We start from the raw sequence: 25,152 nt of genomic DNA, 5'->3' as shown, positions 1-25,152 counted from the left end.
GCCGCGGCCGGATCACCGCTCGACGACGACGGCCAGCGCCTCGCCGCCGCCGATGCAGAGCGTCGCCAGGCCGCGCTTCGCGTTCTGGTCCTTCATCGTGAAGAGCAGCGTGGTCAGGATGCGGGCGCCGCTCGCGCCGATCGGGTGGCCGAGCGCGACCGCGCCGCCGCGGACGTTCACCTTCTGGGCGTCGATCCCGGCGAGCTTGTTCACGGCGAGCGCCACCACCGCGAACGCCTCGTTCACCTCGAACAGGTCGATCTGGTCCGCGCTGAGCCCGAGCTTCTTCGTGGTGTTCGCGATCGCCGCGGCCGGCGCCGTCGTGAACCACTCCGGCGCCTGCGCGGCGCCGCCGTAGCCGACGATCCGCGCGAGCGGCGTCAGCTTGTGCTCCTTGACCGCCCGCTCGCTCGCCAGGACGAGCGCGCTCGCGCCGTCGTTGATCGACGAGGCGTTGGCCGCGGTGATCGTCCCGTCCTTCTGGAACGCGGGCTTCAGCGACGCGAACTTCTCGGGCTTGCCGGCCGGCGGGCCCTCGTCGTCCTTCACGACCACGGCGTCGCCCTTCCGCTGCGGTACGGCGACCGGCGCGATCTCCGCGGCGAAGAGCCCCTCGCGCTGCGCGGCGAGCGCCCGGCGGAAGCTCTCCTTCGCATACTCGTCCTGCGCCTCGCGCGAGAAGCCGTGCTCCTTCGCGCACGCCTCGCCCGCGGTGCCCATGTGGAAGTTGCCGTACGGGTCCCAGAGGCCGTCATGGATCATGCCGTCCACGAGCTTGCCGTCGCCCATGCGGTAGCCGGTGCGCGCCTGCGGCAGGTAGTAGGGCACGTTCGACATCGACTCCATGCCGCCGGCGACGACCACGTCCGCGTCGCCGAGCGCCACCGTCTTGGCGCCGAAGATGACAGCCTGGAGCCCCGAGCCGCAGACCTTGCTCACCGTGGTGGCCGGGACCTTGCTCGGGATGCCGGCATAGATGGCGGCCTGCCGGGCAGGGGCCTGCCCGATGCCCGCGGAGAGGACATTGCCGAGGAAGACCTCCTCGACCGCATCCGGAGAGAGCTTTGCCCGCTCGAGGGCCGCCCGGATGGCGACCTCGCCCAGGCGCGGGGCGGGCAAGGGGGAGAGCGCGCCCTGGAACGCGCCGATCGGCGTCCGGGCCGCTGCGACGATGTACACGGGGACAGGTAGGGTCATGATTTCCTCCAGCGGCGCCGGCGCCGTCTCATTCGATGACGCCGTCGAGGGCGTCTCACGAATGTGCCTTTGGTACCTCGGTTGACCGGTGGGGGCAAGCCGGCCCAGGGCGCCCCTCCGCCTGCGCGGCCCCTCACAGTTCACGACAGCTCGCGCCGCTTCACAGGCTCGCCGAGAGAACCCGGAAAGCCTTGAATTCTCCATGGCCAGGCTCGTGCAAAGCCGCCGGGCATGGCTGAGACGGTGTGCTCGGAAGCGCCGGCCCGCGCCGACGTGGCGCGCCTCACGGCGCTGCTCGCCGAGCTCGACGAGCGGAACCTCGACAATGTGACCCGCACGGAGAGCTACCTCGAGCTGTATGCGCTCACCCGCGCCCATCCGCCGGATCTGCCCTGGCTGCTCATGGCGCACCTCGTGTCGCGCAACGCGGGCTCGCTGATGACCGACATCGCGGTCCTCCTCGACCGCGGCGACGGCGCGATCGCCCCGCCCGCGCTGCGAGAGCTCTTCCTCTTCCTGGAGCGCGCCAATCACCTCATCTTCTTCGACGCCTGGTATCATGTGCTCCACCACCTGCTCGGCCGGAGCGCCGATCTCGCGCCCGGCCGGTGCTCGCGCTTCGTCCGCGAGGCGTGGGCCCGGCACGAGGGCGCGCGGCGGGCCGGCCAGCCGCACCGCGCGCACGAGCGCGCGCTCGAGCGCGCGCTCGTGCGCGACCTCGTGACCAACGAGCAGAACTTCATCGAGCGCCGCGTCGTGCACCACCCCCGGTTCCCGATCGCGCGGGCGCTCGTCGCGCTCGCCGAGGCGCTCGGGCAGGAGGCCCCGGTCGTGCTGCCGTGCACGCAGGCGTCGATCCAGGTCGGCGGCTTCGCGATCCTCGAGCGGCGCATCCGCGCCGGGATGCGGATCTACGAGGCCATGGCCGACCGCGCGACGCGCGACGCGATGTACGAGTGGGCGCGGCGGCACCCGCACGACGGCTCGCGGCCGCCCTGCGACGGCGCCCGCGGCCCGGCGCGGCCGAGGCTCACGGACGCGTGGCCCGCCCACGCCGTGCGGGCGCTTTGGGACGGAATTCATGCCCCGCCCGAGCCGGACCCGGGCTGGCCCTGAACGCTCGCCGCCCTGCCGGGCCCGAGGGACGGTCGACTCGCCGGCTCGGGCCTGTGCGCCCGGCCGACGCCTTGTGGTGCGCCGGCGACGGCCCGTGTATCGTGCTCGCCCCGCGGGGGGAGGGGGTCAGTCCTCCTCGCCTCCGGGCGGACAAGGAGCGAGCGAGCGATGTTGAATGCAGGCGACCGTGCCCCGGATTTCTCTCTCGACAGCGACAGCGGCAAGACGGTGAGCCTCGCCGATTTCCCGGGCAAGACGGTCGTCCTTTACTTCTACCCAAAGGACGACACGCCCGGCTGCACGCGGGAGGCGCAGGCGTTCTCCGAGGCCCTCCGTGCGTTCACCGAGGCCGGCGCCGTGGTGCTCGGCGTCTCGCGCGACTCGGTGGAGCGCCACCGGAAGTTCAGGGCCAAATACGATCTCGGGGTGACGCTCCTCAGCGATCCGGATCTCACCGCGCACGACGCTTACGGCGCCTACGGCGAGAAGACGATGTACGGCAAGAAGGTGATGGGCACGATCCGGAGCACCTTCATCATCGGCCCCGACCGCACCGTGAAGCACATCTTCAGCGGCGTGAAGGTCGACGGCCACGCGGACGCGGTGCTCGCGCTCGTGCGCGGCGGCGGCGCGCCCGAGGCCCCGCGCGCGTCGACGTCGGCGGCGAAGACCGCGGCCAAGGCGCCTGCCAAGAGAGGCGCGGTGAAGGCGCCGGCAAAGCCCGTTACGAAGCCCCGATAACGGCCGCCCGGACGGGCGGACAACCACGCAGCCGACTCACGACTCCAGCGCGGCGATCGCCTGATTGAGGCCGTCGCGAGGGCATCCCGCGCGGCCGCCTGCGCGTCCTCCGGGCTGGACGGGCCCCGCGCTTCGTGAAAGAATCTTGCACCGTTCCTTGTAGATCGATGAAATTACCACGACACCAGGGCTCATCCCTCGACTCGCCTCACGTCAGGTGGAGCGATGAGCGCTGGAGCGAGGGAGCCAGATCATGATTCTAAAGCATCCGATGGTAAGGACCTTTACCCTGCTGAGTTGCCTCGGCGCGATCGTCGCCTGCGGCGGGGACGACCCCCCGCCGCCCCCGGCGACCAACAACGACGGCGGCGGCGGGAGCGGCGGCGCCGACGGCGCCGGCGGCGCCGGCGGCGAGGAGGTCGAGGTCTGGGAGCTCGACCGCGACAGGCCGCTGTCGGGGGTCGAGCCGGGCTTCACGGAGGCGCCGCACCCGCTCGAGCCGGGCGACGTCCTGAGCGAGCTGGACACCCCGCTCCCCACGAACGCCACCTGGATGAACTTCGCGCTCGGCGACGGCGACCAGCGGATCAACGCCGCGCCCTACGACCTCAAGGCGCTCGGACAGGGGCTGTCGATCTCCCGGCCGGGCATCGTGGTGAACAGCACGTCCGTCACGTCGGCCGACGCGTCGCAGCTCGGGCTCACCGTGCGCCAGGCGGTCACGGGCCACGTCGTCCGGTCGTCCGACCTCCTCTCGGTCACCGTCGAGTGGTCGGCGCAGGGCGGCTCCATGACGGCGCCCATCGTGTACGGGATGCCGTACGTGACGGCCATGTACGACGGGCTCACCCCCTCCGTGCGCGCCGGCGACGGCGTGGCGTTCACCGCGGTGAACGGCGATTCCACGAGCCCCACCAAGGTCACGGGCGATCGATTCGAGATCTCGCTCAACAACGGCCAGACGTGGGTCCTCTATGCGTCTCCCGCCATCACCCTCGAGTGGGACGCCATCGTGATGAACGCGTCGGAGCCCTATGTTGGGTCGCTCCGCGTCGCGCTCGTGCCCGGGCCGAACGCCGCGGCCGTGCTCGACGAGCACGCCGGCGTCATCCCGGTCGGCGGCGACATCAAGGCGTCGATCATCGAGGACACCGCCTCGCTGCGCTTCGTCTGGAAGACGAAGGGCGAGGGCGATCTCCTCACCATGGCCCTGCCGCACCACCTGGAGCGCCTCGAGAAGGCGCAGACGGCGGACCTCTCGTACCCGACCGTGATCGGCGACATGAAGGCCATCTCCGGGGCGGAGTGGGAGCTCGTGTACCCGCTCAGCGCGATCGGCTGGGACGCGCCGCGCCGCGTCTCGGACCAGTGGGGCGAAGCCGTCGTCGACGCGCTCGAGGACGAGCGGGGGTTCACGCCCGACGCGGATGTCGTCGGTTCAGACCCCTACTTCGGGGGCAAGGAGCTCGCGAAGCTCGCGCGCCTCGCGCAGATCGCCGAGGTGGTCGGCAAGGCGGACCTCGCCGAGGAGCTCAGGGCGCGGCTCAAGTCGCTCATCAACCCGTGGCTCAACGGCGAGAACGACAACCCCTTCGTCTACGACTCGACCTGGGGCGGCATCGTGACGACGAAGGGCATCGCGGACGAGACCGCCGACTTCGGCCAGGCGTATTACAACGATCACCACTTCCACTACGGCTACTTCCTCTACGCGGCGGCCGTGCTGGCGAAGGGGGATGAGAACTGGCGCGACAACTACGCCGACAAGGTGCTGTGGCTCGTCCGCGACATCGCGAACCCGAGCACGAAGGACCAGCACTTCACGCCGTTCCGCAACATGGACTTCTTCCGGGGCCACTCCTGGGCTTCCGGGCTGTTCCCGTTCGCGGACGGCCGCAACCAGGAGTCCACGTCCGAGGCCGTCAACGCCTGGTACAGCCTGCAGCTCCTCGGCGACGCGCTCGGCGACAAGGACGTGATGAACATCGGCCGGCTGCTCCTCGCGGTGGAGACGGCCTCCGCGCAGACCTACTGGCAGATCACCTCGGACAGCACCGTCTATGATGTGCCGTTCAAGGACAACGGCGCTGTCGGCGTCCTCTGGTCGACCAAGGCCGATTTCTCGACCTGGTTCGGGCCGAACCCCGAGTACATCTATGGCATCCAGATGCTCCCGATCACGCCCATCTCGGAGTCGCTGCTCTCCAAGGAGTGGATCCAGGACGCGTGGCCGGCGATGTCGGCCGCCGCCGAGCAGGCGGCGGAGGAGCCCTGGAAGGCCTTCCTGACCGCGGCGCACGCGGTCGTCGACAAGGAGGCGGCCTGGGAGGAGGCGCAGGCGCTGACCGAGCTCGACAACGGGCTCAGCCGCACGGCGCTCCTCTACTGGATCGCCACGCGGCCCTGAGCGGCCCTCCCGCTCAGTCGATCGGCTCGACCCGCACGTCGACCTCGAGGCGCTCTGCCCCGCCCCCCACGAAGATGGTGCCCGAGGTCGGCGTCGCGTCCACGTAGTTGCGGCCGACCGCCACGCGGATGTGATCGGTCTGCGTCAGGATCCCGTTCGTCGGATCGAAGCCCTTCCACCCGATCTCCGGCAGGTACACCTGGACCCAGGCGTGCGAGGCCTCGCTCTGCCGCTGGTTCTCGTGCTTCGGCCCCGTGTAGATGTACCCGCACACGTAGCGTGACGGCACGCCGAGCAGCCGCGTCAGGCAGATGAACAGGTTGGTGAAGTCCTGGCACACGCCGCGGCGGTTCGCGTACACGTCGAACGCCGTCGTGGACAGGTTGGTCGCCCCCTGCTTGTACTCGTACTCCTGGAAGATCGACGCGTTCAGGTCGAGCAGCGTGTCGAGCAGGTCGTAGTCGTTCCGCTCCACGAAGCTCATCGCGTACTCGCTGAGCTCCGCGAGCTCGCTCTCCGCGAGCTCCGGCGGCAGGAGGAACGGCTGCAGGATCTGGCGCTGCCAGGGCATCCACACGAGCGGGATCGTCGACCGGGCGCGCAGCGGGCGGAAGCTCAGCGGGTCGGTGTCGAGCAGCTCCACCTGCGACCTCGACTCGATGACGAGCTCCTTGAACGGCGTGTCGAGCAGCACCCGCCGCGCGCGGTTGCCGAAGACGTCGTCGTACTCGCGCTGCTTGCCCTCGACCGAGATGTCGATCTCGTTGTGCAGCAGCGTCTGCAGCCGGTCGTGCGCGGGCGTCAGCCGCAGCAGGTGCGTGCTGCGCTCCACCGCGGTCGCGTAGTGGTACGCCGTGCGGTGCACCACCTTGAAGCGGCGGATCGAGGCGTGCGTCGGCCGGCGGACCGGGCGCGACGACGTAGGCGGCGTCGAGGGCGACGGCCTGCGCCGGTCGGTGCTCGGCGACGCCGTGGCCCGGAGCGCGCCCTGGCGCAGCACCACGAGGTGGCCCGGCGGGACGCGCGTCCACGTCGCCGGCTGCGCGCCGGCGTGGACCTTGAGCTCCTCCGACGAGACGATGACGCCCTTGCGGCTCTTGACGCCCCGCTTGGTGAGATCGACCTCGAGGTCGTCGTCCCCGAACGCGAGGCGCTCGTAGGGCGGCAGCACCTCCCAGAGGAACGCGTCGCCCTCGCGATCCCGGTCCGCGTAGACGACCAGGTCGCGGCCGTCGGCCAGGACCGACGTGAGCGGGCCGTGCTCGTTCATCTCGTCGAACCAGTCGCGCAGCACCCGCGGATCGATGTCGCCGATGCTCCGGAGGCCCTCGGACGCCATCCAGCGCAGGAGCTCGCACAGGATGAGCTCCGTGTCCGTCGAGCCCACGGGCTGGAAGAGCGACCTCGGGTCGACCTCGATCCGGTCGACCAGGCTGCCGCTGTGCGCGAACAGCCAGTCGCGCCCGCCCCAGCTCCGGCTGAACGGCTGCGTGTTCGCGTCGTTGATGCTCCCCCACGTCGCCGTGCGGATGTGCAGCACGAGCAGCGACGACTCGAGGTGCTCCCACGCCTTCACGAGCTCGCTGCGGATGCTCCCCTGCGGCGGCGCCGGCTCCTTGAGCACCGTGGCGCTCGGCTCCCCCCCCGGGTAGTAGCCGATGCCCCAGCCGTCCGGCAGCCTGCCCCCGGGGCGCAGGCAGGTGAGATCGAAGCACGGGGCGAGCTCGCCCTCGAACGACATCGCGAGGAGGTTCGGCATGGATGGATCTGGCGGGTCCGGCTACTGGCTCGTCGCAGGTGGATTGCTGTCGGGCGGCCCGTAACCGAGCAGCTCGCGGCCAATACCGTCGCAGATCGTCGCTGTCTCGTCGACCACGTGCGTGAGCGCGGCGTGCACCGAGAGGGAATCGAACGGCTCGGCCGCCCTGTCGGCGACCCACTGGTGCAGCAGGTGCAGCCGCTCCAGGCACTCGCCCCCGGGGAGCGTCGCGCTCTCCGGCGGGCGGATCTCGCAGAGCCGCGTGAACGCCGCGTGCACGCAGTGCCGGATCGAGCGCGGGAAGCGCGGCTCGAACAGGAGGAACTGTGCGACCGCCTGCGGGGTCACCTGACCCTGGTTGAGCTTCATGAACGGCTCGAACCCCGAGCAGGCGCGGAGGAGCGAGAGCCAGAGCGCCGTCTCGACGACCCGGTGCCGCCGGCGCACCCCGCCGCCCTGCGCCTGGCCGCCCCGCTCCGAGAGCGGCGGCTCCAGGTGGGTGAGGGCGTGGTGGTGGACGTCGAGCGTGCGCGCCGTCTGCCCGACGCGCTCGAGCAGCACGCCGAGCCAGATGAAGTCGAGCGGCGTGTCGTGGAGCATCGTGCTCTGCGTGACGCCGAGGCAGAGCTGCGTGAGCTGCCGCACGCGCCGGTAGAAGGCGTAGCGGCTCGACCTGAACTCCTCGCGCGCCTGCTCGCTGTTGATCCAGAGGTGGAGCTCGTTGGTGGTCTCCCACGCCTCGAGGCTGACGACCTCGCGGATCGACCGCGCGTTCCAGCGCGCCGCGGAGCTCGACCGGCAGAGGCTCGTCGGGTTGTCCTCGTCGACGCTCATGTAGCGCTGCACGAGCTCGCCGTCGGCCGCGGCCTCCTCGCCGTGCTGGGCGGTGAAGTGCTCCTTCTGCCCGGCCACGATGACGACCGGCATCCAGCACTGGGTGGGCGAGAGCTCGGCGTCGAGCGCGAGGTTCTGCGTGACGGCGAGGATCCGGGCCACGCTCTCGGTCCGCTCGAGGTAGCGGCCGAACCAGAAGCAATGGTCAGCGACGCGGGAGATCACAGCGCCTCCGGGGGTTCAGACGGGGGTGGCGCGCTCGGCACGTCGTTGCGGTCGTTGCGGTCGTGGCTCGCGGCCCCGGGGGCCGGGTCCGCGGCGCCGACCGACGGGACCCGCTGCGCGCCGTCGTGGGGGCCCTTGAGGACCCACGTGTCCTTCGAGCCCCCGCCCTGGCTGGAGTTGACGACGTAGGAGCCGGCCACGAGCGCGACGCGCGTGAGCCCGCCGGGCAGCGCCCACGAGCCGTCGCGGCCGGTGAGCACGTAGGGGCGGAGATCGAGCCGGCGCGGGACAGCCGTCCTGGCGGCGGGGTCCCACGTGGGGCTCGTCGAGAGCTCGACCCGGTGCTGCGCGATGTAGCGGCGCGGCGTCGCCTCGATGCGCGCGCGGAACTCCTCGCGCTGCGCCGCGGTCGACTGCGGCCCCATGAGCATGCCGTAGCCGCCGGCCTCGTCCACCGCCTTGACGACAAGCTCCTCGAGGTGCTCGAGCACGTAGCGGCGGTCGTCGTCGCGCATGCAGAGGTAGGTGGGGACCTGCTCGAGGATCGGCTCCTCGCCGAGGTAGTAGCGGATCATCTCGGGCACGAACGGGTACACGGCCTTGTCGTCGGCCACGCCGTTGCCAGGCGCGTTCGCGAGCGCGACGTTGCCGGCGGCGTACGCGCGCATCAGGCCGCGCACGCCGAGCAGGCTGTCGGGCCGGAAGGCCTCGGGGTCGAGGAACGCCTCGTCGATGCGGCGGTAGATGACGTGGACCCGGCGCGGGCCGCGCGTCGTCCGGACGAAGACCTGGTCCTGATCGACGAAGAGGTCGGGGGCCTGCACGAGCTCGAGCCCCATCGTGCGCGCGAGGAAGCTGTGCTCGAAATACGCCGAGTTGTACGGCCCCGGCGTGAGCACGACGGCGCTCGTGCCGCCCGGCGCCACGGGCGACACCGAGCGCAGCGTCTCGGCGAGCCGGGCAGGATAATGGTCGACGCGCTGGACGCGCGCCTTGTCGAGCAGGTGCGGCAGCACGCGCTTGCTGATGAGGCGGTTCTCGAGGACGTAGGAGACGCCGGACGGCGTGCGGAGGTTGTCCTCGAGCACGCGGAAGGTGCCGGTCGGGTCGCGGATGATGTCGACGCCCGCGATGTGGATGCGCACGCCGCCCGGGGGCCGCAGGCCGTGGATCTGCTTCAGGTACTGGCCCGAGCCGAGCACGAGATCCCGGGGGACGCGCTCGTCCTGGAGGATGCGCTGCTCGCCGTAGACGTCGTCGAGGAACAGGCCGAGCGCGCGGACCCGCTGCTCGAGGCCCCGCTCCATGTGGGCCCAGTCCGCGGCGGAGAGCATCCGGGGCATGAGGCAGAGCGGGAAGATCTTCTCCGCGCCGCGCTGATCCGCGTAGACCGAGAACGTGACGCCCTGGTTGAGCAGGGCGAGCTCCGCGAGCTGCTGCGCGCGCGCGAACTCGTCGGGCGCGAACGCGCCGAGGAGCGTCGCCGTGCGCAGGAACTCGGGTCGAGGGGCGCCGTCTGGACCGAACAGCTCGTCGTAGGCGCCGGGGAGTGGTGTGTAGCCGGCGAAGAGGCCGGCACCCGGGGTCTCTAACAACACTTGAGTGAAGCTACCGCCTTGAGGCCCCGGAGGTCCATGGGCCCGTGGCGGTGAAGGGCGGCGTCACTCGGCGTCGAGGGCCTGACGCTCGCGGCAGCGGGTGAGCTCGTCGACCGCGGCCAGAAACGCGTCGTAGTCGATGGGCTTCGGGAGCACTCGAGCGACACCGAGGCTCGTCGCGTCATGTTTTGAAGACGCGGATGAAACAATAACCGGTATACGCGCCGTCTTCTCGTTGTGCCGGAGCGCCGTGAGCAAGCCCCAGCCGTCCATCACCGGCATCATGATGTCGACGACGAGCAGATCCGGCGGGGCGATCTGGTCGAGGAGCGCGAGCGCCTCCTCGCCGTTCGAGGCGCAGCGCACCTCGTAGCCGCCCTCGCTCTCCAGGATCATGCTCACGACCTCCTGGATGCTTGGCTCGTCGTCGACGACCACCACCAGCTTGGCGCGGCTGTTCGGCGCGCTCGAGCGTGTTCGTACCTCTGCGTTGCGCCGCACCGTCCGACCTCCGAGCGTATCGACCAGCATGAACCTTCTCCCCTGCGCGCTCTCCGGACCGAATTCCAGGGATGAACCAGAGTATCCACCACACCTCTCGTTCCGTCGCTGCGTGGAATCCAAGATTGGTAGCTCAGGAGACTCCCGAAACCGTGCGGCGGCCGCGCGCTCGATCGCTGCGCCCGTTCATGCGGTCGACCGGCGAGACGGCGCGACGCGTGACCGGGACAGCCGAGCGCGTGCATTCGTGAAGCACGGGCGTTCGCGTCCAGGCGCGGGGGCGCGCGGGCCGAAAACTTGCCTTTTTCGAGCGCCGCGCGGCGTCGCGCCGCGTGAGGGCCAGCGGGCGCGCGGCTCCTACTGCGCCGCACCTTCGAGCTGCGCGGTCGCCTCGTGGTAAGCGCGGGTGATGTCGGACTCGTCGAGGATGCCGACGATATGGCCGTCGGCGTCGGTGACGAGGAGCTCGCGCACGCCGTGCTCCAGCAGCACCCGCAGCGCGCCGTGCAGGTCCTCCGTCTCGCTGACCGAGGCGGGGCTCGTCATCATGTCGTGCGCGATCGCGAGCCCCGAGAGCTCGGGGCTCATCGCCGCGGCGCGGAGGATCTCGGCGTCGATGGTGCCGATGACCTTGCCGTCGTCGGAGAGCACGGGGAACGTGTCCTGCCACTCGCAGGCCGCGATGCGCTCGACGACGCTCGTGGCGGGCGCCCGCGCGTCGAACGACACGAACGGGCGGCTGCGGATGACGATGTCGGCGACGCGGATGCTGCGGAGCACGTCGACGATGAGCTCGTCCCGGTGCGCCGGGGACTCGCGCTTCGTCGCGACCTGGGCGCGGTACAGGGTGCTGTGCCGGAGCGCGACGAAGGCGATGCCCTCGCACAGCATGAGCGGCACCAGCAGGTCGTAGCTGCCGGCGAGCTCGCAGACCATGACGAGCGAGGCGATCGGCACGTGCGCGATGCCGCCGTAGAACGTGCCCATCCCGACGAGCGCGAAGGCGCCGGGATCGATGCGCGGGTCGTTGAGGAGCAGCTCCGCCGCGCGCCCGAAGGCCCCGCCCGTGAGCGCGCCGAGCACGAGCGACGGGCCGAAGTCGCCCGCGCAGCCGCCCGAGCCCACGGTGAGCGACGTCGCGACGATCTTCGTGGCGAGCACCACGAGCAGGAGCTGCACGGCCGTCCACCCGCTCGGCATCCACGAGGCGCCGGTGATCGCGATCTGGGCCGCGCCGTAGCCCGCGCCCAGCATCCCGAAGCCCTGCCCCGGCCGGTCGAAGCGCGGCCCGAGGAGCATGAGCAGCGGCGTCACGAGCGCGCCGAGCGCGAGGCCGCCGAGCGCGGGCTTCGCCCAGATCGGCAGCCGGATCTGGTGCGCCGCGTGCTCCACGGCGTGCATCGTCCGGAGGAACACGGTGGCCACCAGCGAGACGACGAGCGCGAGCGCGGCGTAGAGGGGGAGGTGGCTCGGGATGAACGGGTAGCGCGGCGCGTGCGCGAACAGCGTGGACTCGCCGAAGAAATAGATGAAGACGGAGTACGAGACGACGCTCGCGAGGATGGACGGGACGAGCGCGTCGGCCTCGAAGTCGTCGCGGTGCAGCACCTCGACGGCGAGGAGCGCGGCGCCGAGCGGCGTCCGGAACACGGCGGACATGCCCGCGGCCGCGCCCGCGATGAGCAGGATCCGCCGCTCGCGCGCGCCCACGCGCAGGGCGCGCCCGATGATCGAGCCGATCGCGCCGCCGATCTGCATGGTCGGCCCCTCGCGCCCGCCGGAGCCGCCGCAGCCGAGGGTGAAGATGGCGGCGAGCGCCTTCACCACCGGCACGCGCCTGCGCATGTTGCCGGCCTTGTGGTGGAACGCGGCGATGAACGCGTCGCTGCCGCCGCCGCGCGTCTCCGGCGCGAGCTTCGCCGTGAGCAGCCCGCCGACGAGGGCGCCGAGCGCGGGCAGCACGCAGACGAGCCACGGCCGGAACGGCCCGGAGTGCGCGCCCGCGAACACCGACTCGCCCTTCGCGCGGAGCGGCTTGTAGCCGGTGAGCGAGAGGAGGAACTCGTGCTCGGCGAGCTCGAGGGCGGCGAAGAAGAGCGAGCCGACGATGCCGGCCGCCACGCCGACGAGGATCGCGTGGAGGAGCACCCGGCCGACGAGCTGGAAGGCGATCAGCCCTTGCGCGCGGGGTAGCGGGGTGCGCGCGACCCCCATGCGGCTGGGGCGTGCGTGGGAGTCCTCGGGGGACGACATCATGACTTCGGGGCTCAGGGTCCCCCCGGCGGTAGCTTCCCTGATCTCTCCGCCGGTTGCTGCCTGAAATCGCGGCCAGGCGCGACTTCTTCAGCGGCGCCATCACGGGACCGGCTTCCGCCCGGCGCTCCCGCGCTCCATGAGCGTGGGAGGAAGCCCGACGCGGGCGCGGTCTCCAGGCTCGGTCGGAGCGTGGGCGAGGTGAAGGAATGACGAACGATCCGAGCACCGTCGAGTACGGCACCATCATCACCGAGGACGAGAGCGTCGCGATGGGCGACGCGGCGGTCCAGACGACGGACGAGAGCGTCCGGACGACGGACGACGCCGTGTTCACGCCCGTGCTGGCGCTGGATCTGGCGGCCGAGATCCTCGTGGCCACGCTCGGCCCGCTCATCGACGCCGACTACGTGCAGGGCAAGACGCAGTTCCGGGACGTGCTCTGCGGCCGGATCGACATCTCGCAGCTCGAGGCGGAGGAGCTGGTCGACGACATGGAGCGGTCCGGGCGGATCCGCTTCGTCGGCGCGGAGGAGGGCCGCGGGTGGCATGTCCAGCCGAGCACCGGCGTGCGCTGAGCGCAGGGCGCGCGCGCGGGTAGGCAGGCTACGCGCCGTGGTGCTCGGCGAAACAATTCCCTTGCCGGCGTACTCAGGTCATGGCCTACCCTGAGCCGGGTATGGAGGACGGTACGAAGCCGCGCAAGGCCGTGGTCCCGAGCGCTCCGCCCATCCCTCTCGTGATCGTGGCCGGCTGTCCTGCCGAGTTCGTCGCCGTGTGCCGGGAGGTCGGGGCCCGGCTCGGGGTCGCGGTGCGCGAGTGCGATCTGCGCTCGCTCCGGCCGACGATCGCCGCGTCGCAGCCCTACGCCGTCGTCGTCGCGGAGGAGCTGTACCGCTTCGACGCGGCGTCGTTCGACGCGGTCATCCGCCAGGCGCCCGCCTCGCTGGTGCGCCTCGACCGCCGGGAGGCGAGCGACGATGCGGCGCGCCGGCTGATCATCGACGCGATCTTCGAGTCGGCGGCGACCGAGCCGAGCAGCGGTATCCGCTCGATCCTCACGTGAACCTCACGTGACGCGGCGGCCCGGCGCGGGCCGCCGCGCGCGGGCGTCAGGGGCGCCGCTTCATGCCGGGGAGGGTGGCCTTCTCGGTCGGCGGCTCGAGGTACTCGATCTGCTCGACCGACATGATGCCGTACTTCGGGTTGGCGGCCGCGCCGCCAGTCGACTTCGTGAACGTCACGCCGTAGGTGCCGGTGACCTTCACCTTCGCGCCGACGGCCGGGATCGGGTTCGGCATCTCCTGGCCCCAGAACTCGTCCGTGAGCTTGGCCTCGCCCTCCTTGCCGCGCGGCGCCTTGTCGATCGCCTCGATCATGCTGTAGATCTGCGCGAAGTTCGAGGCCCAGCCCATCACCTCGATCACGTCCTTCGTCTCGCCCTTCTCGTCGGCGATCGCGAAGCTCGGGACGGGCGCCTTGCAGTCCGGCGGGTCGGCCTTGCCGGTCTTGTGCACGGCGCAGGCCGGGGCGTCCGCGAGGTTCGTCTTGACGATGTAGCCGATGATCGAGAGCTTCTTGCCGTTCACGTCCTCGAAGTGGACGCGGCTCCGGAGGTCGTGCGTGACGCCCCAGACCGTGTAGGCGTCGCCCTGCTTCTTGTTCTTCGCGGGCAGCGTCGGCACCGCGGGCAGGTTCGGCTTGCTGCCGCTGAACGCGGGCTTGGGCTGGTACGGCTGCTCGTCCGTTCCGCACCCTGAAGTGCCCGCGACGAGGAGGACAGCGGCGGCGAGGGTTCGACCGAATCGGACGTTCATGGCATCTCCAAAGGTCAACGTGACGGGCGCGCCAGCAGGAAAGATCCAGCGCTGGAGTAGCCCTCGGACAGCGGTGCGCCGCGCGCGAATCAGGCGCCTCTCGCATGCGCGCGCGGCGGCAAAAACGGCTAACACGGCCGCGAGCGGATCGTAAAGAGAAACGGAAACGTCCCCTGCGCTTCATCAAGCGGCGAGCGGCCACCTGGTCGACGCGCCCGCCGCCGCGCCGCGGCGAGCGGCCGCGCCGGAGGAGCCCGCTCGCGGCGCTCGCCGACGCGGCGCCCGCGGGGGCCCGCGGGACCTCACGCGCGCAGGTATTCTCGGGTGTGGTGCCGCGCGGCGCCGCGCCCCGCGGCGCGTCGCGCGGCGCCGTGCCCCGCGGCGCGTCGCGCCGGCCTCCGCGACGCTCTCCCGGCGCCCCGGATCGCCTCGAATGCGCGGAGGGCGCGTTTCCGCTCTTCGCGCTGGCAACACCGATCGAGTACCCTCTGCGTCCCATGCGCGAGACGACCCTGCGCGCCGCTTTCGAAGCGTCGAAGGTTTTGGTGATGATCCTCGCTGGCGGTGAAGGCCGCCGGCTCGGCCCGCTCACGCACGATCGGGCGAAGCCAGCCGTGCCGTTCGGCGGCCGCTACCGGATCATCGACATCGTCCTCTCGAACTTCGTCAACTCCGGCCTGCACCGAATCAAGATCCTCACGCAGTACAAGAGCGCGTCGCTAGACGAGCACATCGCCCGAGCCTGGCGCCTGTCGCCGATGCTCGACAGCTTCATCGAGACCGTCCCCGCGCAGCAGCGCACGGGCAAGAGCTGGTTCAAGGGGTCGGCGGACGCCGTCTACCAGACCCAGCACGTCATCACGGACGAGTCGCCCGAGCACCTCTGCATCTTCGGCGGCGATCACGTCTACAAGATGGACGTGCGCCAGATGCTGCACGAGCACCTGTCGCGCGACGCCGAGGTGACGGTGGCGGCCATCCCGGTGACGAAGGAGGAGGCCCGCTCCTTCGGCGTCATCGAGTGCGACGAGGCGGGGCGCATCATCGCCTTCCACGAGAAGGTGCAGGATCCGCCGAGCATGCCGGGCAGGCCGGGCATGTGCCTCGCCTCGATGGGCAACTACATCTTCAAGACCCCGGCGCTGCTCGACGTCCTCGAGCAGGACGCCGCGACGGAGGACAGCGCGCACGACTTCGGGCGCGACATCATCCCGCGGATGGTCCAGAGCGGCAGCCGCGTCTACGTCTACGATTTCCACGAGAACCTCGTCCCCGGCGAGGACGAGGGCGCGGGCTACTGGCGCGACATCGGGACGATCGACGCGTACTGGGCGGCGCAGATGGATCTGGTCAGCATCCAGCCGGCGTTCAACTTCTACAACCCGCGCTGGCCGATCCGGACGGGCATCAGCCACGACCCGCCCGCCAAGTTCGTGTTCCGCGACGAGGCGAACGCGCGCGTCGGCATCGCGACGGACAGCCTCGTCTCGCTCGGGTGCATCATCTCCGGCGGCCGGATCCACCGGAGCGTGCTCTCGAACCGGGTGCGCGTGAACTCGTTCAGCCACATCGAGGAGTGCGTGCTGTTCGAGGACGTGAAGATCGGGCGCCACGTCAAGCTCCGCCGCTGCATCATCGACAAGGACGTCGAGATCCCCGCGGGCGCCGAGATCGGCTTCAACCTCGAGGAGGACCGCAAGAAGTGGTTCGTCAGCGAGGGCGGGATCGTCGTGATCCCGAAGCGCGCGAAGATCGACTCCCCGTAACGTTCCTGACCGGAACCCCGTCGCCGCGCGCCCGCGCGGCGACCGGGCCGCCGGCGGCCGATGAGCCCGACCGCCTGGCGGCGATGCGCTTCCATGTGTCCGGAATTTCAGGAAAAATTGCTGCTCATGGCGTCCGGGCGCGGCGGGCGCTCGCCGGGCGCGGGGCCGCGCGGTCGGGCTGCGCGCGGGAGGCCGGGGCCTCGGGGCCCCCTGGACCGGGCGTCCCTGCTACCTTGGGTGTGAGATGCCGCGCACGATCATCATCGGTGACGTTCACGGCTGCCGGGATGAGCTGGCGCGGCTGATCGAGCACGTCGGCTTCGCGTCGGGCGACCGGGTCGTCATGGTCGGCGATATGATCGTGCGCGGACCGGATCCGTGCGGAACGCTCGACCTGCTCCGGGAGCTCGGCGCGATCTCGGTGCGGGGCAACCACGAGGACCGGCTGCTCCGCTGGCGCGCGGGGCGCAGCGATCCGCGCGGCGAGCCGCTGGGGGAGCTCTCGAAGGAGACCGCGCAGCAGCTCCGCAAGCGCGACTGGGCCTGGCTCGAGACGCTGCCGTACTGGCTGGATCTGCCGGAGCACGGGCTGCGCGTCGTGCACGCGGGCCTGATCCCCGGGCTGCCGATCGAGCGGCAGGACCCGCACACGTTGATGTACGTGCGCTGCCTCGGCCGCTACGGCGAGCCGGTCGAGCGCCGCGGGGGCAAGACGCTGTGGGGCCAGACCTACCAGGGCCCGCCGCACGTGGTGTTCGGGCACAACGCGCGGAGCGAGCCGCAGATGCACGCGTGGGCGACCGGGATCGACACGGGCGCGGTGTACGGCGGCCGCCTCACGGCGATGGTGCTCCACGACGGCGAGCGCGTGCCCCCGCCGGCGGCGCGCGGCGAGGTGCTCGTCTCGGTCCCGTCGCGGCGCCGCTACGTCGGACGCTAAAAATGCTCCGGTTCTTCCAGCGGTTCCGCGCGATCGGCGGCCCCGCCGCGCGGGATTTTCGTTAGGCTCCCGGCCGCGCCGCCGCCGCTCTTCAGGCCGGCGGCCCGTCACGGAGCAAGCCACGTGGAGCCTCGATACCCGTTCGTCGCAGTCGATGTCCCCGAGCCGGAGGCCGACGAGATCGCCGCCGCGCTCTTCGAGCTGGGCGCCACCGGCGTGGAGCAGCGCGACGAGCAGACGCTCGTGCGCGGCGCCCTCTCCGGCCAGGTGACGCTTGTCGCGAGCTTCGAGGATCACGACGAGGCGAACGCCGCGATCGCGACCCTCGCGGAGCTCGATCCGCCGCTCGCCGCGCGGCTCGAGGAGGTGGTGGGCGACGCGTGGCGCGACGCGTGGAAGGAGCACTTCGCGCCGTTCGCGCTGACGCCCACGATCACGGTCGTGCCGCCGTGGGTCGAACACGCGCCGCGGGGCGAGGGCGAGCGGGCGCTCCTGCTCGAGCCCGGGCGGGCGTTCGGCACGGGCCTCCACGCGACGACAGCGCTCGTCGCGGAGCTCCTCGACGAGCACGCCGCGGAGCTCCGCGGCCGCGAGATCCTCGACGTGGGCACGGGCAGCGGCATCCTCGCTCTGGTCGCGCTGCTGCTCGGCGCGGAGCGGGCGGTGGCGATCGACAACGACGACGACGTGATCGAGGTGGTCCGCGAGAACGCGGCGCGCAACGGCCTCGAGGGCCGCGTCGACGCGAGCGCCGGCGTGGTCGAGGCGGTGACGCGGCGGTTCCCGTGGGTCGTCGCGAACATCGAGGCGCGGGTGCTCCGGCCGATGGCGCCGGAGCTCGCGCGCGTGCTCGAGCCGGGCGGCCGGCTGATCCTGTCGGGCATCCTCGAGAGCGAGCGCGACGACCTGGTGGCGCGGTACACGTCGCTCCAGCTCGAGCACGTCGCGACCCGTCCGGATCCGGCGTCGCCGCGCGGCGAGCGGGGCGCGGCGCGGCCGGCGGGGCGCGGCGACGCGGGCGGCGAGGGGTGGGTGGCGCTCCTGTTCCGCGCTCCTGTGCCGCGCGGCGCGGCGCCCTCGTCGGGATGAGCGGCCCGGGGCTCTTGCGGGTGCCGCTCGGATCGATCGCGGCCGGCGTGATCGCGCTGCCGGCGGAGACGGCGAGCTACGTGGTGCGGGTGCACCGGCTGCGCGAGGGCGATCGCTTCGTCGTGTTCGATCCGGAGCTCGGGGTCGAGGCGGACGCGACGCTCGAGTCGGTCGGCCGGCGCAGCGCGGAGGCGCGGATCGAGGCGCCCCGCCCGGCGGCGCTGCGACCCGGGCGGCGGGTGACGTGGATCCAGGCGGTCGGCAAGGGCGACAAGATGGACGCGGTGGTGCGCGACGCGACCGAGCTCGGGGCGACGCGGATCATCCCGGCGATCTCGGCGCGCAGCGTGGCGCGGCCCGCGGAGGACAAGGGGCAGCGCTGGCGCAGGATCGCGGTGGAGGCGGCGCGCCAGTGCGGCCGCGGGGACGCGCCGCGGGTGGACGCGCCGATGAGCCTCGCGGCGGCGCTCGCGGAGGCGCGCGCCGGCGGCGGGGGCGCGCTGGGGATGTGCCTCGACCCGTACGCGGAGACGCCGCTCGGCGCGCGGCTCGCGGCGCTCACGCCGGGCATGGAGGCGGCGTTCGCCGTCGGTCCGGAGGGCGGCTTCACGCCGGAGGAGCTCGGCGTGTGCGCGGCGCTCGGGTTCGAGCGGGTGCGCCTCGGCACGCTGACCTTGCGCACGGAGACGGTGTGCGCGGCGGCGCTCGGGGCGCTGATCGCGGTGAGCGACGCGCGGGCGGGGTGATGGGCCGGCCGGAGCGTCGCCTCGAGGCGCCATGAACGGCGCTGCGCCCGGCGGGCGGATCGCGCGGCGCTTCACCGCGCTCGTGGTCGTTTCCTGCGCGTGCAACAGCGCCGCGGACGCGCCGAGGAGCCGGCCCGCGCTGGCGCGTGACGGCGCCGCGCCTGCTCGAGCAGCGCCCGCCCCGGCGTCGCCGCCGCCCCCGGCCGTGACCGCGTCGACGAGCGCGCAGGCAGCGCTGGCGCCGTGGCCTCGGGCGCGCCCGCCGCGGGTCGAGACGGACTGGTGCATCGACGGCGTCGACGCGCTCGACGAGGAGACCTGCTACGTGCTGCCCGACGCGCCGACGCGCGCGCTGCTCATCTACCTCCACGGGATCGTCCCGCCGGGGAAGGACAGCCAGCAGAAGACCAACTTCGAGACGGTCGTGTCGCGCGCCTCCCGGCGCGCGGGCGTCGCCGCGCTGATGCCGCGCGGCAAGGTCGGCCTCGCGCCGAAGGGGTACGCGCGCTGGTGGGGCTGGCCGACGGGCGCGCCCGCGTACGAGAAGCACGCCGCTGCGTTCGTGGCGACGTTCGCGGAGAAGCGGCGAAAGCTCGAGGAGATCGCCGGCGCCCCGTTCTCGCGCGTGTACGTCGCCGGCTCGTCGTCGGGCGCGTTCTTCGCCGCGGCGCTCGCGCTGCGCGGCGGCATCGTCGCCGACGGCTATGGCGCGATGTCCGGCGGCGGAGGCCAGGCGGCGCCCGAGCTCGCGACGCTCGATCCCAGGCCGTTCTACATCGGCTTCGGCGCCCACGACACGGTCGGCCGCTCGGCCCGCGCCCTCGCCGACGTGCTGCGTGGCGCGGGCTGGCCCGTGCGCGTCGCCGAGCACCCGGTCGGCCACGGCGCCAGGGAGATCTACCTGGACGAGGCGTTCGCCTTCTGGCGCGAGCACGAGCCGCGCTAGGCGGGCCGCGCCGGCCGTCACGGCCGACGCGGCCAGCCGCCTTCACCCGATCACGGCAGGACGGCGCGCGTCGGGCACTCGCCGTCGCCCTGGAAGTCGCCGAGCGTGCGCGCCTGCGCGACGACGTAGTCGTACGCCGTCTCGATCACCCCGAGCGCGCCGCCGAGGTTGTAGTCCTGGCCGAAGACCTCGGCGACCTTCACCTCCCTGAGCTCGTCGATCGTCGTCTCGCCGTCGCCGTCGAGATCGCTGTCGGCGATGTACTGCGCGTAGCGCTTCGTGATCTCCGCGCCCGCGGTGATGTTGTTGAAGAACCAGTGATCGCCGTGGATGGTCGGCTTCACCGCGATCGTCCCGCCGGTCGGCACGCTGAAGCCGGTCAGCTCGTCCTCGGTCGCGCAGTCGTCGAACGACGTCCCGGCCGACAGACCCCAGCTGAAGCGCACCTTCTCCGCGGGGACGCACGCCTCGCCGCGCGGGCACGACTCGCCGCCCTCCTTCTCGATCGACCCCTCGAAGAAGACCGAGTAGCCGTTCTCGACCATCAACGCCACGTCGCCCTCCGAGGTGGGCGACAGCGACTTCACCCCCTCCCGCGCGTTCGGGAGGTCGAACCCGAAGCGGTCCCAGCGCACCGCGCTCACGCCGTCGAACTCCGCGATCACGTACCTCGTGGCCGGCGCGTTCTTGAGGTCGAGCACGAACACCGAGGGATCGCGCAGCGTCTCCTCGGCGTCCGAGCGCGCCGCGCGCACGTTGCCGATCGTCACGAGGAACTTGTCGTACGTGACCCGCCAGCCGTCCGCGATGTTCTCCTCCCCCGTGCCCGGCTCGAGGCCCTCGGGGATGGTGTCCTCCGGCTCGACGAAGATCTGCACGGCGCCGGTCCCGGACCCCGCGCTGTCCTCTCCGCCGCACCCCGCGACCAGCGCGAGCGCGCACGCCGCGACCAGCACCCCTGTCTCTCTCGCTCTCACCATGATCCTGGCTCCTCTGTCGTCGAAAACTCCGGACGAGCGCGCACGCGCGCGCCGCCCGTCACGTGGGCCGAGCGCAGGCCCGCGCCGTCTCGCGCGCCCCGCGCCCGCATCACCCGCTCACCTCGCAGCTCAGGCCGCGGGCGGAGAGCTCTTCGGCGCCAGGATCAGCAAGGGGATCGGCCGGACCTCCGGAGAGGGCCGGAGCGCGGCGAGGCGGAGCACCTCGAGCAGGGTGGCCTCGCCCACGCGGTGAACGGGCGCGCCGAGCTGGCCGCGCAGCGCGAACGCGTCGCAGTGATCGTCGTCGAGGTGGGGCAGCGCGTCCTGCGCTGCGACCCGCTCCCCGGGACCGGGCGCTTCGCCCTCGGCCTGCTGCGGCGCCGCGGCGGCGGCCGGCAGCGCGGCGCGGGCGGCGCCGTGGCCGGCGTGGACAGCGCCGACGAGCGCGCCGACGTGGACCAGCTCGCCGTGCTCGCAGCGCGCGTGCCGCACGAGCAGCGCGTGCGCCAGCCCCGAGAGCTGCGCGAGCAGCGCGAGCAGCGCGATCCACCGCGCGCTCCAGCCCGCGCGCAGCCCGGCCGTGCGCGCGCGCGCAGGCCCGAGGAGCGGCCGCCGCGCCGTCCGCCCGCGCGCGGTCGCGCCGGCGACCGCGCCGCGGCGCCCCCTCACGGCGCCTCCGACCAGACGAACTCCGGCGGGCTCTGCGCCGTCATGGCGATCACCAGCGCGTTGTGCGCGCGCGACCCCGGCGCGATCACCGCCTCGGTCGTCCCGCCCTCGCCCCCGGCGCCCTCGAGCACCGCGTCGAAATCGACCCGCGCGAGCCACGCGCCCACGTCGAAGCGGACCGCGAGGCGCACCGGCTCGGCGCCGACGGTCGCCGCGGCCGCGACGCTCGGGACGGCGCGCTGCCCCTGGAACTGCGGCGCCGCGTCGACGTCGGCCACGAACTCGAGCACGTCGTCGCCGCGCGTCGCGCGCCCGCGCAGGTGGGCCGAGTGCCCCCCGGGCGCCGCGGGCGATCGCGCCGGCGCCGACTCGGTCAGGAACCAGTGGATGCCGTAGTCGAACGACGCGCTCCGGATCTCCCCCTCGAAGCCGCGGACCCGGCCGAGCGGCTGCGGCTCCGGGGCGAGCAGATCGACCTGCGCGATCGAGAGCAGCTCGGCGATCGCGGTGCTGCACAGCGTCGCCGATCCGGACGCGGCCGCGCAGAACTGGACCGGGCCGAACGCCACCGCCGCCTCGTCGAGCGCGACCGTCCAGTCGCCGGCCGCGATCTCCCCGGGCGGCGTGGCCTCGGCGTACGCGAGGTACGAGACCTCCGCCTGGCCGGTGCCGGCGCAGCCGACGAGCGCCGGCAGCGCCATGGAGAACGCCAGCGCGAGCGCGAGCAGGCCGCGCGCGGCGGGGCGGCCTTTCCCATCGTGGCGAGCGCGGCGATCGTTCATAGCGAGAGCGTCACGTTGCCGAGGACCGTGAGCGGCGGCCCCGCGCTGATGTGCCGGGCCGGCAGCGCCGAGGGCAACGGCGTCGTCTGCCAGTTCGAGACGAACGAGTACTCGGTGTCCGCGTGCTCCGCGTCGAGCAGGTTCTGCGCCTCCACGCCGACCTCGATCCAGGGGCCCTCCTGCGCGGGGTCGCCGCCCGCCCGCAGGCTCCGCCGGAGCGACAGCGAGGCGTCCATCACGAGGACCGGCGCGGCGCTCTGCGCGTAGGGCAGCGGCCGCGCCGAGAGGAACGTCGCGCCGTAGCCGAGGCGCCCCTCGATCGGCCGGCCCGCGATCGTGACGATCGGCCGCTTCACCGACAGATCAGCGCGCACCACCACGGGCGGCACGAACGGGAGCTGCTGCCCCTCGACGTACGGCGGCGTCGGGTTCTCGGGCGTCGGCGGGGGCGGCGCGTCCAGCGTGGCGTGGGCCAGGGTCGCGCTGACACCCGCGGTCAGCGCCGGGCTCGGCGCCGCCTGCAGGTAGACGACGACCCCGCGGCGCGTCGTCGGGCCGATGCGCGCGAGCCCGCCCTCGGCCGCGTCGAACGCGAGATCGTAGGAGAGGCGCGTCTCGTACGCGGCCGCCGTCGCGCTGAGGCCCCCGCCGGGGCGCACCGTCGCGCCGACCTCGTAGCTCCTCACGGTCGCGAACGGCGCGTTCTCGCCCTCCTCGAGCTGCCGCGCCTGCGGGGAGCGGTAGCCATGGCCGTACGCGGCGGAGAGGCGCAGCGCGGGCAGCGGGTCGACCTCCAGCGTGGCCCGCGGGCCGAACGCCACGCCCGCCGCCGTGCGCCGGAACCCCTGGATGTGCGTCTCCTTCTGGAACGCCGGGATGAAGTTGCCGAGGCGGTCGTCCACGTTGAAGACGAGCACGTCCGCGCGGGCGCCGCCGCGCAGGCGCGCCCAGCGCGACAGCTCGAGCAGCGCGTCGCCGTGCACGCCGATCCCGGTCAGCCGGATCGACGCGTCGACGCGCCGATCCCAGGTCTCGTTCTGCGGCGGCTGGAGGAGGCTCTGCGCCTGATCGATGCCGTCGGTCTGCACCTCGGCCCCGACGGCCACCTGGCCGTGGAGCCACGACGCGAGCGGGACGCGCGGCGTGCGGTAGGCGAGGCCTCCGCCGAGCGCGGCGTCCTCGTTCGATTGCTCGATGAGATCGCCCCGGCCGGCCCACGTGGGCCGCTCGCGCGAGCGCTGCGTGTAGCCGGTGAAGTTCATCCGGCTCCGGTACCCGGACGTCATCGCCCAGAGCCACGCGCTCTTCTGGGACCCGTCGTCGTCCGCGCGCTCCGCGGAGAGCGCCACCTGGAGCCGGGTCGACGCGGCCGACTGCGAGCGGGCCGACGGGTCGCGGTACGCGTCGTGGAAGCCGACGCGCCCCGCCTCGATGTCGTCCCGCCGGAGCACGCCCGCGAGGTTCGCGCGGCTGCCGTGGGCCGCCACGTGGAGCAGCAGCGAGAACTCGTCCGGCAGCGGCATCCGGTACTGGCCGACCGCGGCGCCCGAGATCGCCCCCCGCGTGCCGTCGCCGAAGCCGTCGGTGGCGCGCACCGCGGCGGCCCCGAACGTGTCCTCCGACTGCGCCTCCGGCGCCCAGATCGCGAGCAGCCGCCGCGTGCCGAACGAGCCGAGCGTCCCCTTGAGCAGGAGCCCGCGATCCTCCACGCCGAGGTCGAAGTACGCGCTGCCCGCGACCGCGAAATCGCCCTGCTGCGGGTCGTACACGCCCTCGACGACGCGGAGCGACCGCACGACCTCGGGGATGATCACGTTGAGGTCCCCGTAGCCCTGGCCGTGCACGTGCGAGCGCTGGTTCAGCGGGATCGGCCCGACCCGGAGCTCGACGTCCTGGCCGTGCTCGGCGTCGAAGCCGCGGAGGAAGATGCGCTGCGCGACCGCCTCGCCCTCGGGGTGCGCCACGTGCACGCCGGGCGCGGTGCGCAGGAGGTCGGCCGCGGTCGCGTGCGGCGCGGCGGAGAGCGCGGCGCGGCCGATCCGGAAGTCGCTCGACGCGCGCCGCGGCGGGTTCGGGCGGCCCTGCACGTGGATCTCGATCGGCTTTCCCGGCTCGGCCACCGCGTGCGGGCCCGCGACGCCCCCGGCGAACTCCACCGGCCTCGGCGCCTCGGGCGCGGGCGCCGGGGACGCCGCCGGCTGCTCGGGCGTCGCCGGCGCCGGCTCGGGCGGCGCCTCGTGCGGGCCCGGCGCGAAGTGGAACGGCACGCGGATCCGCGCCCGCACCGGCGCGCCGTCGCGCATGGCCGGAGAGAAGCGCCACCGCCGCGCGGCGTTCAGGGCGGCCTCGTCGAACCCCGCGCCGCCCGACTCGGCGATGGCCGCGTCGCTGACCGTGCCGTCCTTCTCGACCGTGACGAACAGCGTGACCGTGGTGTCGATGCCCTCGGCGAGCCGCTCGGGCGGGTACACCGGGTCGACGTGCTCGAGGATCTGCGGCGGCGCGGCCGCGCCGGGCTGCGCGAGCGCCGGCGGCGCGGCGAGCGCGGCGACGGCGCTTACCGACAGACAGCAGGCGAACACCCAGCGGCTCCTCGACACGGCAGATCGCTTCGATGCACGAGCAGCGAACTCTGCAGCGCCCTCCGGAGCGGACGCGCGCCGCGCGCCGGCGCGCGGCCTCGCTGTCCTTGCTTCTGCTCCAGACGCGCGCATGGGTAAGAGAGCCCCACGCGACTACCACGGCGCACAGCGGCGCCGCAAGCGCAGCGCCCGCGCTCGCCGGCG

At 72.7% G+C, this 25,152-nt stretch carries 21 protein-coding genes; 10 read left to right on the top strand and 11 right to left on the bottom strand.

Annotated features, from left to right (window positions below; genetic code table 11):
- Nucleotides 1–12: 12 nt before the first annotated feature.
- Nucleotides 13–1,197 (bottom strand): thiolase family protein, encoded by a 1,185-nt coding sequence (locus WME96_RS36795; protein ID WP_433929382.1) that lies wholly within the window; start codon nucleotides 1,195–1,197, stop codon nucleotides 13–15.
- Between the two features lie 231 nt (nucleotides 1,198–1,428).
- Between WME96_RS36795 and WME96_RS36790 the strand changes: the two genes are divergently transcribed.
- The 3 genes from WME96_RS36790 (at nucleotide 1,429) to WME96_RS36780 (ending at nucleotide 5,461) form a co-directional block, all read left to right on the top strand.
- A complete protein-coding gene (locus WME96_RS36790) occupies nucleotides 1,429–2,313 on the top strand; it encodes a DUF2515 family protein (protein ID WP_437286246.1) in 885 nt (294 codons plus the stop codon).
- A gap of 168 nt (nucleotides 2,314–2,481) precedes the next feature.
- On the top strand, nucleotides 2,482–3,054 hold the full coding sequence (locus WME96_RS36785) for a peroxiredoxin (protein ID WP_433929378.1): 573 nt from the start codon (nucleotides 2,482–2,484) through the stop codon (nucleotides 3,052–3,054).
- A gap of 271 nt (nucleotides 3,055–3,325) precedes the next feature.
- Nucleotides 3,326–5,461 carry a glycosyl hydrolase gene (locus tag WME96_RS36780; RefSeq protein ID WP_437286245.1) on the top strand — a complete coding sequence of 712 codons (2,136 nt, stop codon included), beginning with the start codon at nucleotides 3,326–3,328 and terminating at the stop codon, nucleotides 5,459–5,461.
- A gap of 13 nt (nucleotides 5,462–5,474) precedes the next feature.
- On the opposite strand, the gene WME96_RS36775 is transcribed toward WME96_RS36780, so the two are convergent.
- The 5 genes from WME96_RS36775 to WME96_RS36755 all read right to left on the bottom strand — a co-directional run bounded on the left by WME96_RS36775 (nucleotide 5,475) and on the right by WME96_RS36755 (nucleotide 12,634).
- On the bottom strand, nucleotides 5,475–7,220 hold the full coding sequence (locus tag WME96_RS36775) for a class II glutamine amidotransferase (protein WP_437286244.1): 1,746 nt from the start codon (nucleotides 7,218–7,220) through the stop codon (nucleotides 5,475–5,477).
- A gap of 21 nt (nucleotides 7,221–7,241) precedes the next feature.
- A complete protein-coding gene (locus WME96_RS36770) occupies nucleotides 7,242–8,279 on the bottom strand; it encodes an alpha-E domain-containing protein (RefSeq protein WP_437286243.1) in 1,038 nt (345 codons plus the stop codon).
- The gene (locus WME96_RS36765; protein WP_437286242.1) at nucleotides 8,276–9,877 is read right to left on the bottom strand and encodes a circularly permuted type 2 ATP-grasp protein; all 1,602 of its coding nucleotides are present in this window, start codon (nucleotides 9,875–9,877) and stop codon (nucleotides 8,276–8,278) included. The genes WME96_RS36770 and WME96_RS36765 overlap by 4 nt, the downstream gene beginning before the upstream one ends.
- A gap of 63 nt (nucleotides 9,878–9,940) precedes the next feature.
- Nucleotides 9,941–10,408, bottom strand: coding sequence for a response regulator (locus WME96_RS36760; RefSeq protein ID WP_433929372.1), 468 nt, complete (start codon nucleotides 10,406–10,408; stop codon nucleotides 9,941–9,943).
- A gap of 327 nt (nucleotides 10,409–10,735) precedes the next feature.
- Nucleotides 10,736–12,634 (bottom strand): chloride channel protein, encoded by a 1,899-nt coding sequence (locus WME96_RS36755; RefSeq protein WP_437286241.1) that lies wholly within the window; start codon nucleotides 12,632–12,634, stop codon nucleotides 10,736–10,738.
- A gap of 206 nt (nucleotides 12,635–12,840) precedes the next feature.
- Here WME96_RS36755 and WME96_RS36750 point away from each other — a divergent pair, with 206 nt between their 5' ends.
- Nucleotides 12,841–13,209, top strand: coding sequence for a hypothetical protein (locus WME96_RS36750; protein ID WP_433929369.1), 369 nt, complete (start codon nucleotides 12,841–12,843; stop codon nucleotides 13,207–13,209).
- Between the two features lie 101 nt (nucleotides 13,210–13,310).
- The gene (locus tag WME96_RS36745; RefSeq protein WP_437286240.1) at nucleotides 13,311–13,697 is read left to right on the top strand and encodes a hypothetical protein; all 387 of its coding nucleotides are present in this window, start codon (nucleotides 13,311–13,313) and stop codon (nucleotides 13,695–13,697) included.
- Nucleotides 13,698–13,743: 46 nt separating this feature from the next.
- Here the strand turns inward: WME96_RS36745 and WME96_RS36740 are convergent, their stop codons facing one another.
- The gene (locus tag WME96_RS36740; RefSeq protein WP_437286239.1) at nucleotides 13,744–14,448 is read right to left on the bottom strand and encodes a hypothetical protein; all 705 of its coding nucleotides are present in this window, start codon (nucleotides 14,446–14,448) and stop codon (nucleotides 13,744–13,746) included.
- A 497-nt stretch (nucleotides 14,449–14,945) separates the two neighbouring features.
- Between WME96_RS36740 and glgC the strand changes: the two genes are divergently transcribed.
- From glgC to WME96_RS36715, 5 genes are all read left to right on the top strand, one after another.
- Nucleotides 14,946–16,214 carry a glucose-1-phosphate adenylyltransferase gene (gene glgC / locus WME96_RS36735; protein WP_061614391.1) on the top strand — a complete coding sequence of 423 codons (1,269 nt, stop codon included), beginning with the start codon at nucleotides 14,946–14,948 and terminating at the stop codon, nucleotides 16,212–16,214.
- 244 nt (nucleotides 16,215–16,458) lie between these two features.
- Entirely contained in the window at nucleotides 16,459–17,154 is a 696-nt protein-coding gene (locus WME96_RS36730; protein WP_437286238.1) for a metallophosphoesterase, read from the top strand.
- A gap of 123 nt (nucleotides 17,155–17,277) precedes the next feature.
- Nucleotides 17,278–18,243, top strand: coding sequence for a 50S ribosomal protein L11 methyltransferase (locus WME96_RS36725; RefSeq protein ID WP_437286237.1), 966 nt, complete (start codon nucleotides 17,278–17,280; stop codon nucleotides 18,241–18,243).
- Complete coding sequence (locus WME96_RS36720) at nucleotides 18,240–18,989, top strand: RsmE family RNA methyltransferase (protein WP_437286236.1); 750 nt, start codon at nucleotides 18,240–18,242, stop codon at nucleotides 18,987–18,989. The genes WME96_RS36725 and WME96_RS36720 overlap by 4 nt, the downstream gene beginning before the upstream one ends.
- 31 nt (nucleotides 18,990–19,020) lie before the next feature.
- Nucleotides 19,021–19,935, top strand: coding sequence for an alpha/beta hydrolase (locus tag WME96_RS36715; RefSeq protein WP_437286235.1), 915 nt, complete (start codon nucleotides 19,021–19,023; stop codon nucleotides 19,933–19,935).
- 50 nt (nucleotides 19,936–19,985) lie between these two features.
- Here the strand turns inward: WME96_RS36715 and WME96_RS36710 are convergent, their stop codons facing one another.
- The 4 genes from WME96_RS36710 to WME96_RS36695 form a co-directional block, all read right to left on the bottom strand.
- A complete protein-coding gene (locus WME96_RS36710; RefSeq protein WP_437286234.1) occupies nucleotides 19,986–20,915 on the bottom strand; it encodes a hypothetical protein in 930 nt (309 codons plus the stop codon).
- A 129-nt stretch (nucleotides 20,916–21,044) separates the two neighbouring features.
- Nucleotides 21,045–21,584 carry a hypothetical protein gene (locus tag WME96_RS36705; protein ID WP_437286233.1) on the bottom strand — a complete coding sequence of 180 codons (540 nt, stop codon included), beginning with the start codon at nucleotides 21,582–21,584 and terminating at the stop codon, nucleotides 21,045–21,047.
- Nucleotides 21,581–22,366, bottom strand: a complete 786-nt coding sequence (locus WME96_RS36700; RefSeq protein ID WP_437286232.1) for a hypothetical protein — start codon at nucleotides 22,364–22,366, stop codon at nucleotides 21,581–21,583. The genes WME96_RS36705 and WME96_RS36700 overlap by 4 nt, the downstream gene beginning before the upstream one ends.
- Nucleotides 22,363–24,966, bottom strand: coding sequence for a TonB family protein (locus tag WME96_RS36695; protein ID WP_437286231.1), 2,604 nt, complete (start codon nucleotides 24,964–24,966; stop codon nucleotides 22,363–22,365). Before WME96_RS36695 ends, WME96_RS36700 begins: the two co-directional genes overlap by 4 nt.
- Nucleotides 24,967–25,152 lie beyond the last annotated feature (186 nt).

Origin of the sequence: Sorangium sp. So ce406 (assembly GCF_051474675.1) — a bacterium.
Classification (GTDB): domain Bacteria; phylum Myxococcota_A; class Polyangia; order Polyangiales; family Polyangiaceae; genus Sorangium; species Sorangium cellulosum_G.
Note: the sequence above shows the minus strand (reverse complement) of the source record. Positions and strands in the feature narration are given on the sequence as shown.

Bases quoted from the DNA above. Each gene is read 5' to 3' on its own strand.
- WME96_RS36795 (WP_433929382.1), bottom strand. From the start codon at position 1,197: ATGACCCTACCTGTCCCCGTGTACATCGTCGCAGCGGCCCGGACGCCG.
- WME96_RS36790 (WP_437286246.1), top strand. From the start codon at position 1,429: ATGGCTGAGACGGTGTGCTCGGAAGCGCCGGCCCGCGCCGACGTGGCG.
- WME96_RS36785 (WP_433929378.1), top strand. From the start codon at position 2,482: ATGTTGAATGCAGGCGACCGTGCCCCGGATTTCTCTCTCGACAGCGAC.
- WME96_RS36780 (WP_437286245.1), top strand. From the start codon at position 3,326: ATGGTAAGGACCTTTACCCTGCTGAGTTGCCTCGGCGCGATCGTCGCC.
- WME96_RS36775 (WP_437286244.1), bottom strand. From the start codon at position 7,220: ATGCCGAACCTCCTCGCGATGTCGTTCGAGGGCGAGCTCGCCCCGTGC.
- WME96_RS36760 (WP_433929372.1), bottom strand. From the start codon at position 10,408: ATGCTGGTCGATACGCTCGGAGGTCGGACGGTGCGGCGCAACGCAGAG.
- WME96_RS36755 (WP_437286241.1), bottom strand. From the start codon at position 12,634: ATGATGTCGTCCCCCGAGGACTCCCACGCACGCCCCAGCCGCATGGGG.
- WME96_RS36750 (WP_433929369.1), top strand. From the start codon at position 12,841: ATGACGAACGATCCGAGCACCGTCGAGTACGGCACCATCATCACCGAG.
- WME96_RS36745 (WP_437286240.1), top strand. From the start codon at position 13,311: ATGGAGGACGGTACGAAGCCGCGCAAGGCCGTGGTCCCGAGCGCTCCG.
- WME96_RS36740 (WP_437286239.1), bottom strand. From the start codon at position 14,448: ATGAACGTCCGATTCGGTCGAACCCTCGCCGCCGCTGTCCTCCTCGTC.
- glgC (WP_061614391.1), top strand. From the start codon at position 14,946: ATGCGCGAGACGACCCTGCGCGCCGCTTTCGAAGCGTCGAAGGTTTTG.
- WME96_RS36730 (WP_437286238.1), top strand. From the start codon at position 16,459: ATGCCGCGCACGATCATCATCGGTGACGTTCACGGCTGCCGGGATGAG.
- WME96_RS36720 (WP_437286236.1), top strand. From the start codon at position 18,240: ATGAGCGGCCCGGGGCTCTTGCGGGTGCCGCTCGGATCGATCGCGGCC.
- WME96_RS36715 (WP_437286235.1), top strand. From the start codon at position 19,021: ATGAACGGCGCTGCGCCCGGCGGGCGGATCGCGCGGCGCTTCACCGCG.
- WME96_RS36710 (WP_437286234.1), bottom strand. From the start codon at position 20,915: ATGGTGAGAGCGAGAGAGACAGGGGTGCTGGTCGCGGCGTGCGCGCTC.
- WME96_RS36700 (WP_437286232.1), bottom strand. From the start codon at position 22,366: ATGAACGATCGCCGCGCTCGCCACGATGGGAAAGGCCGCCCCGCCGCG.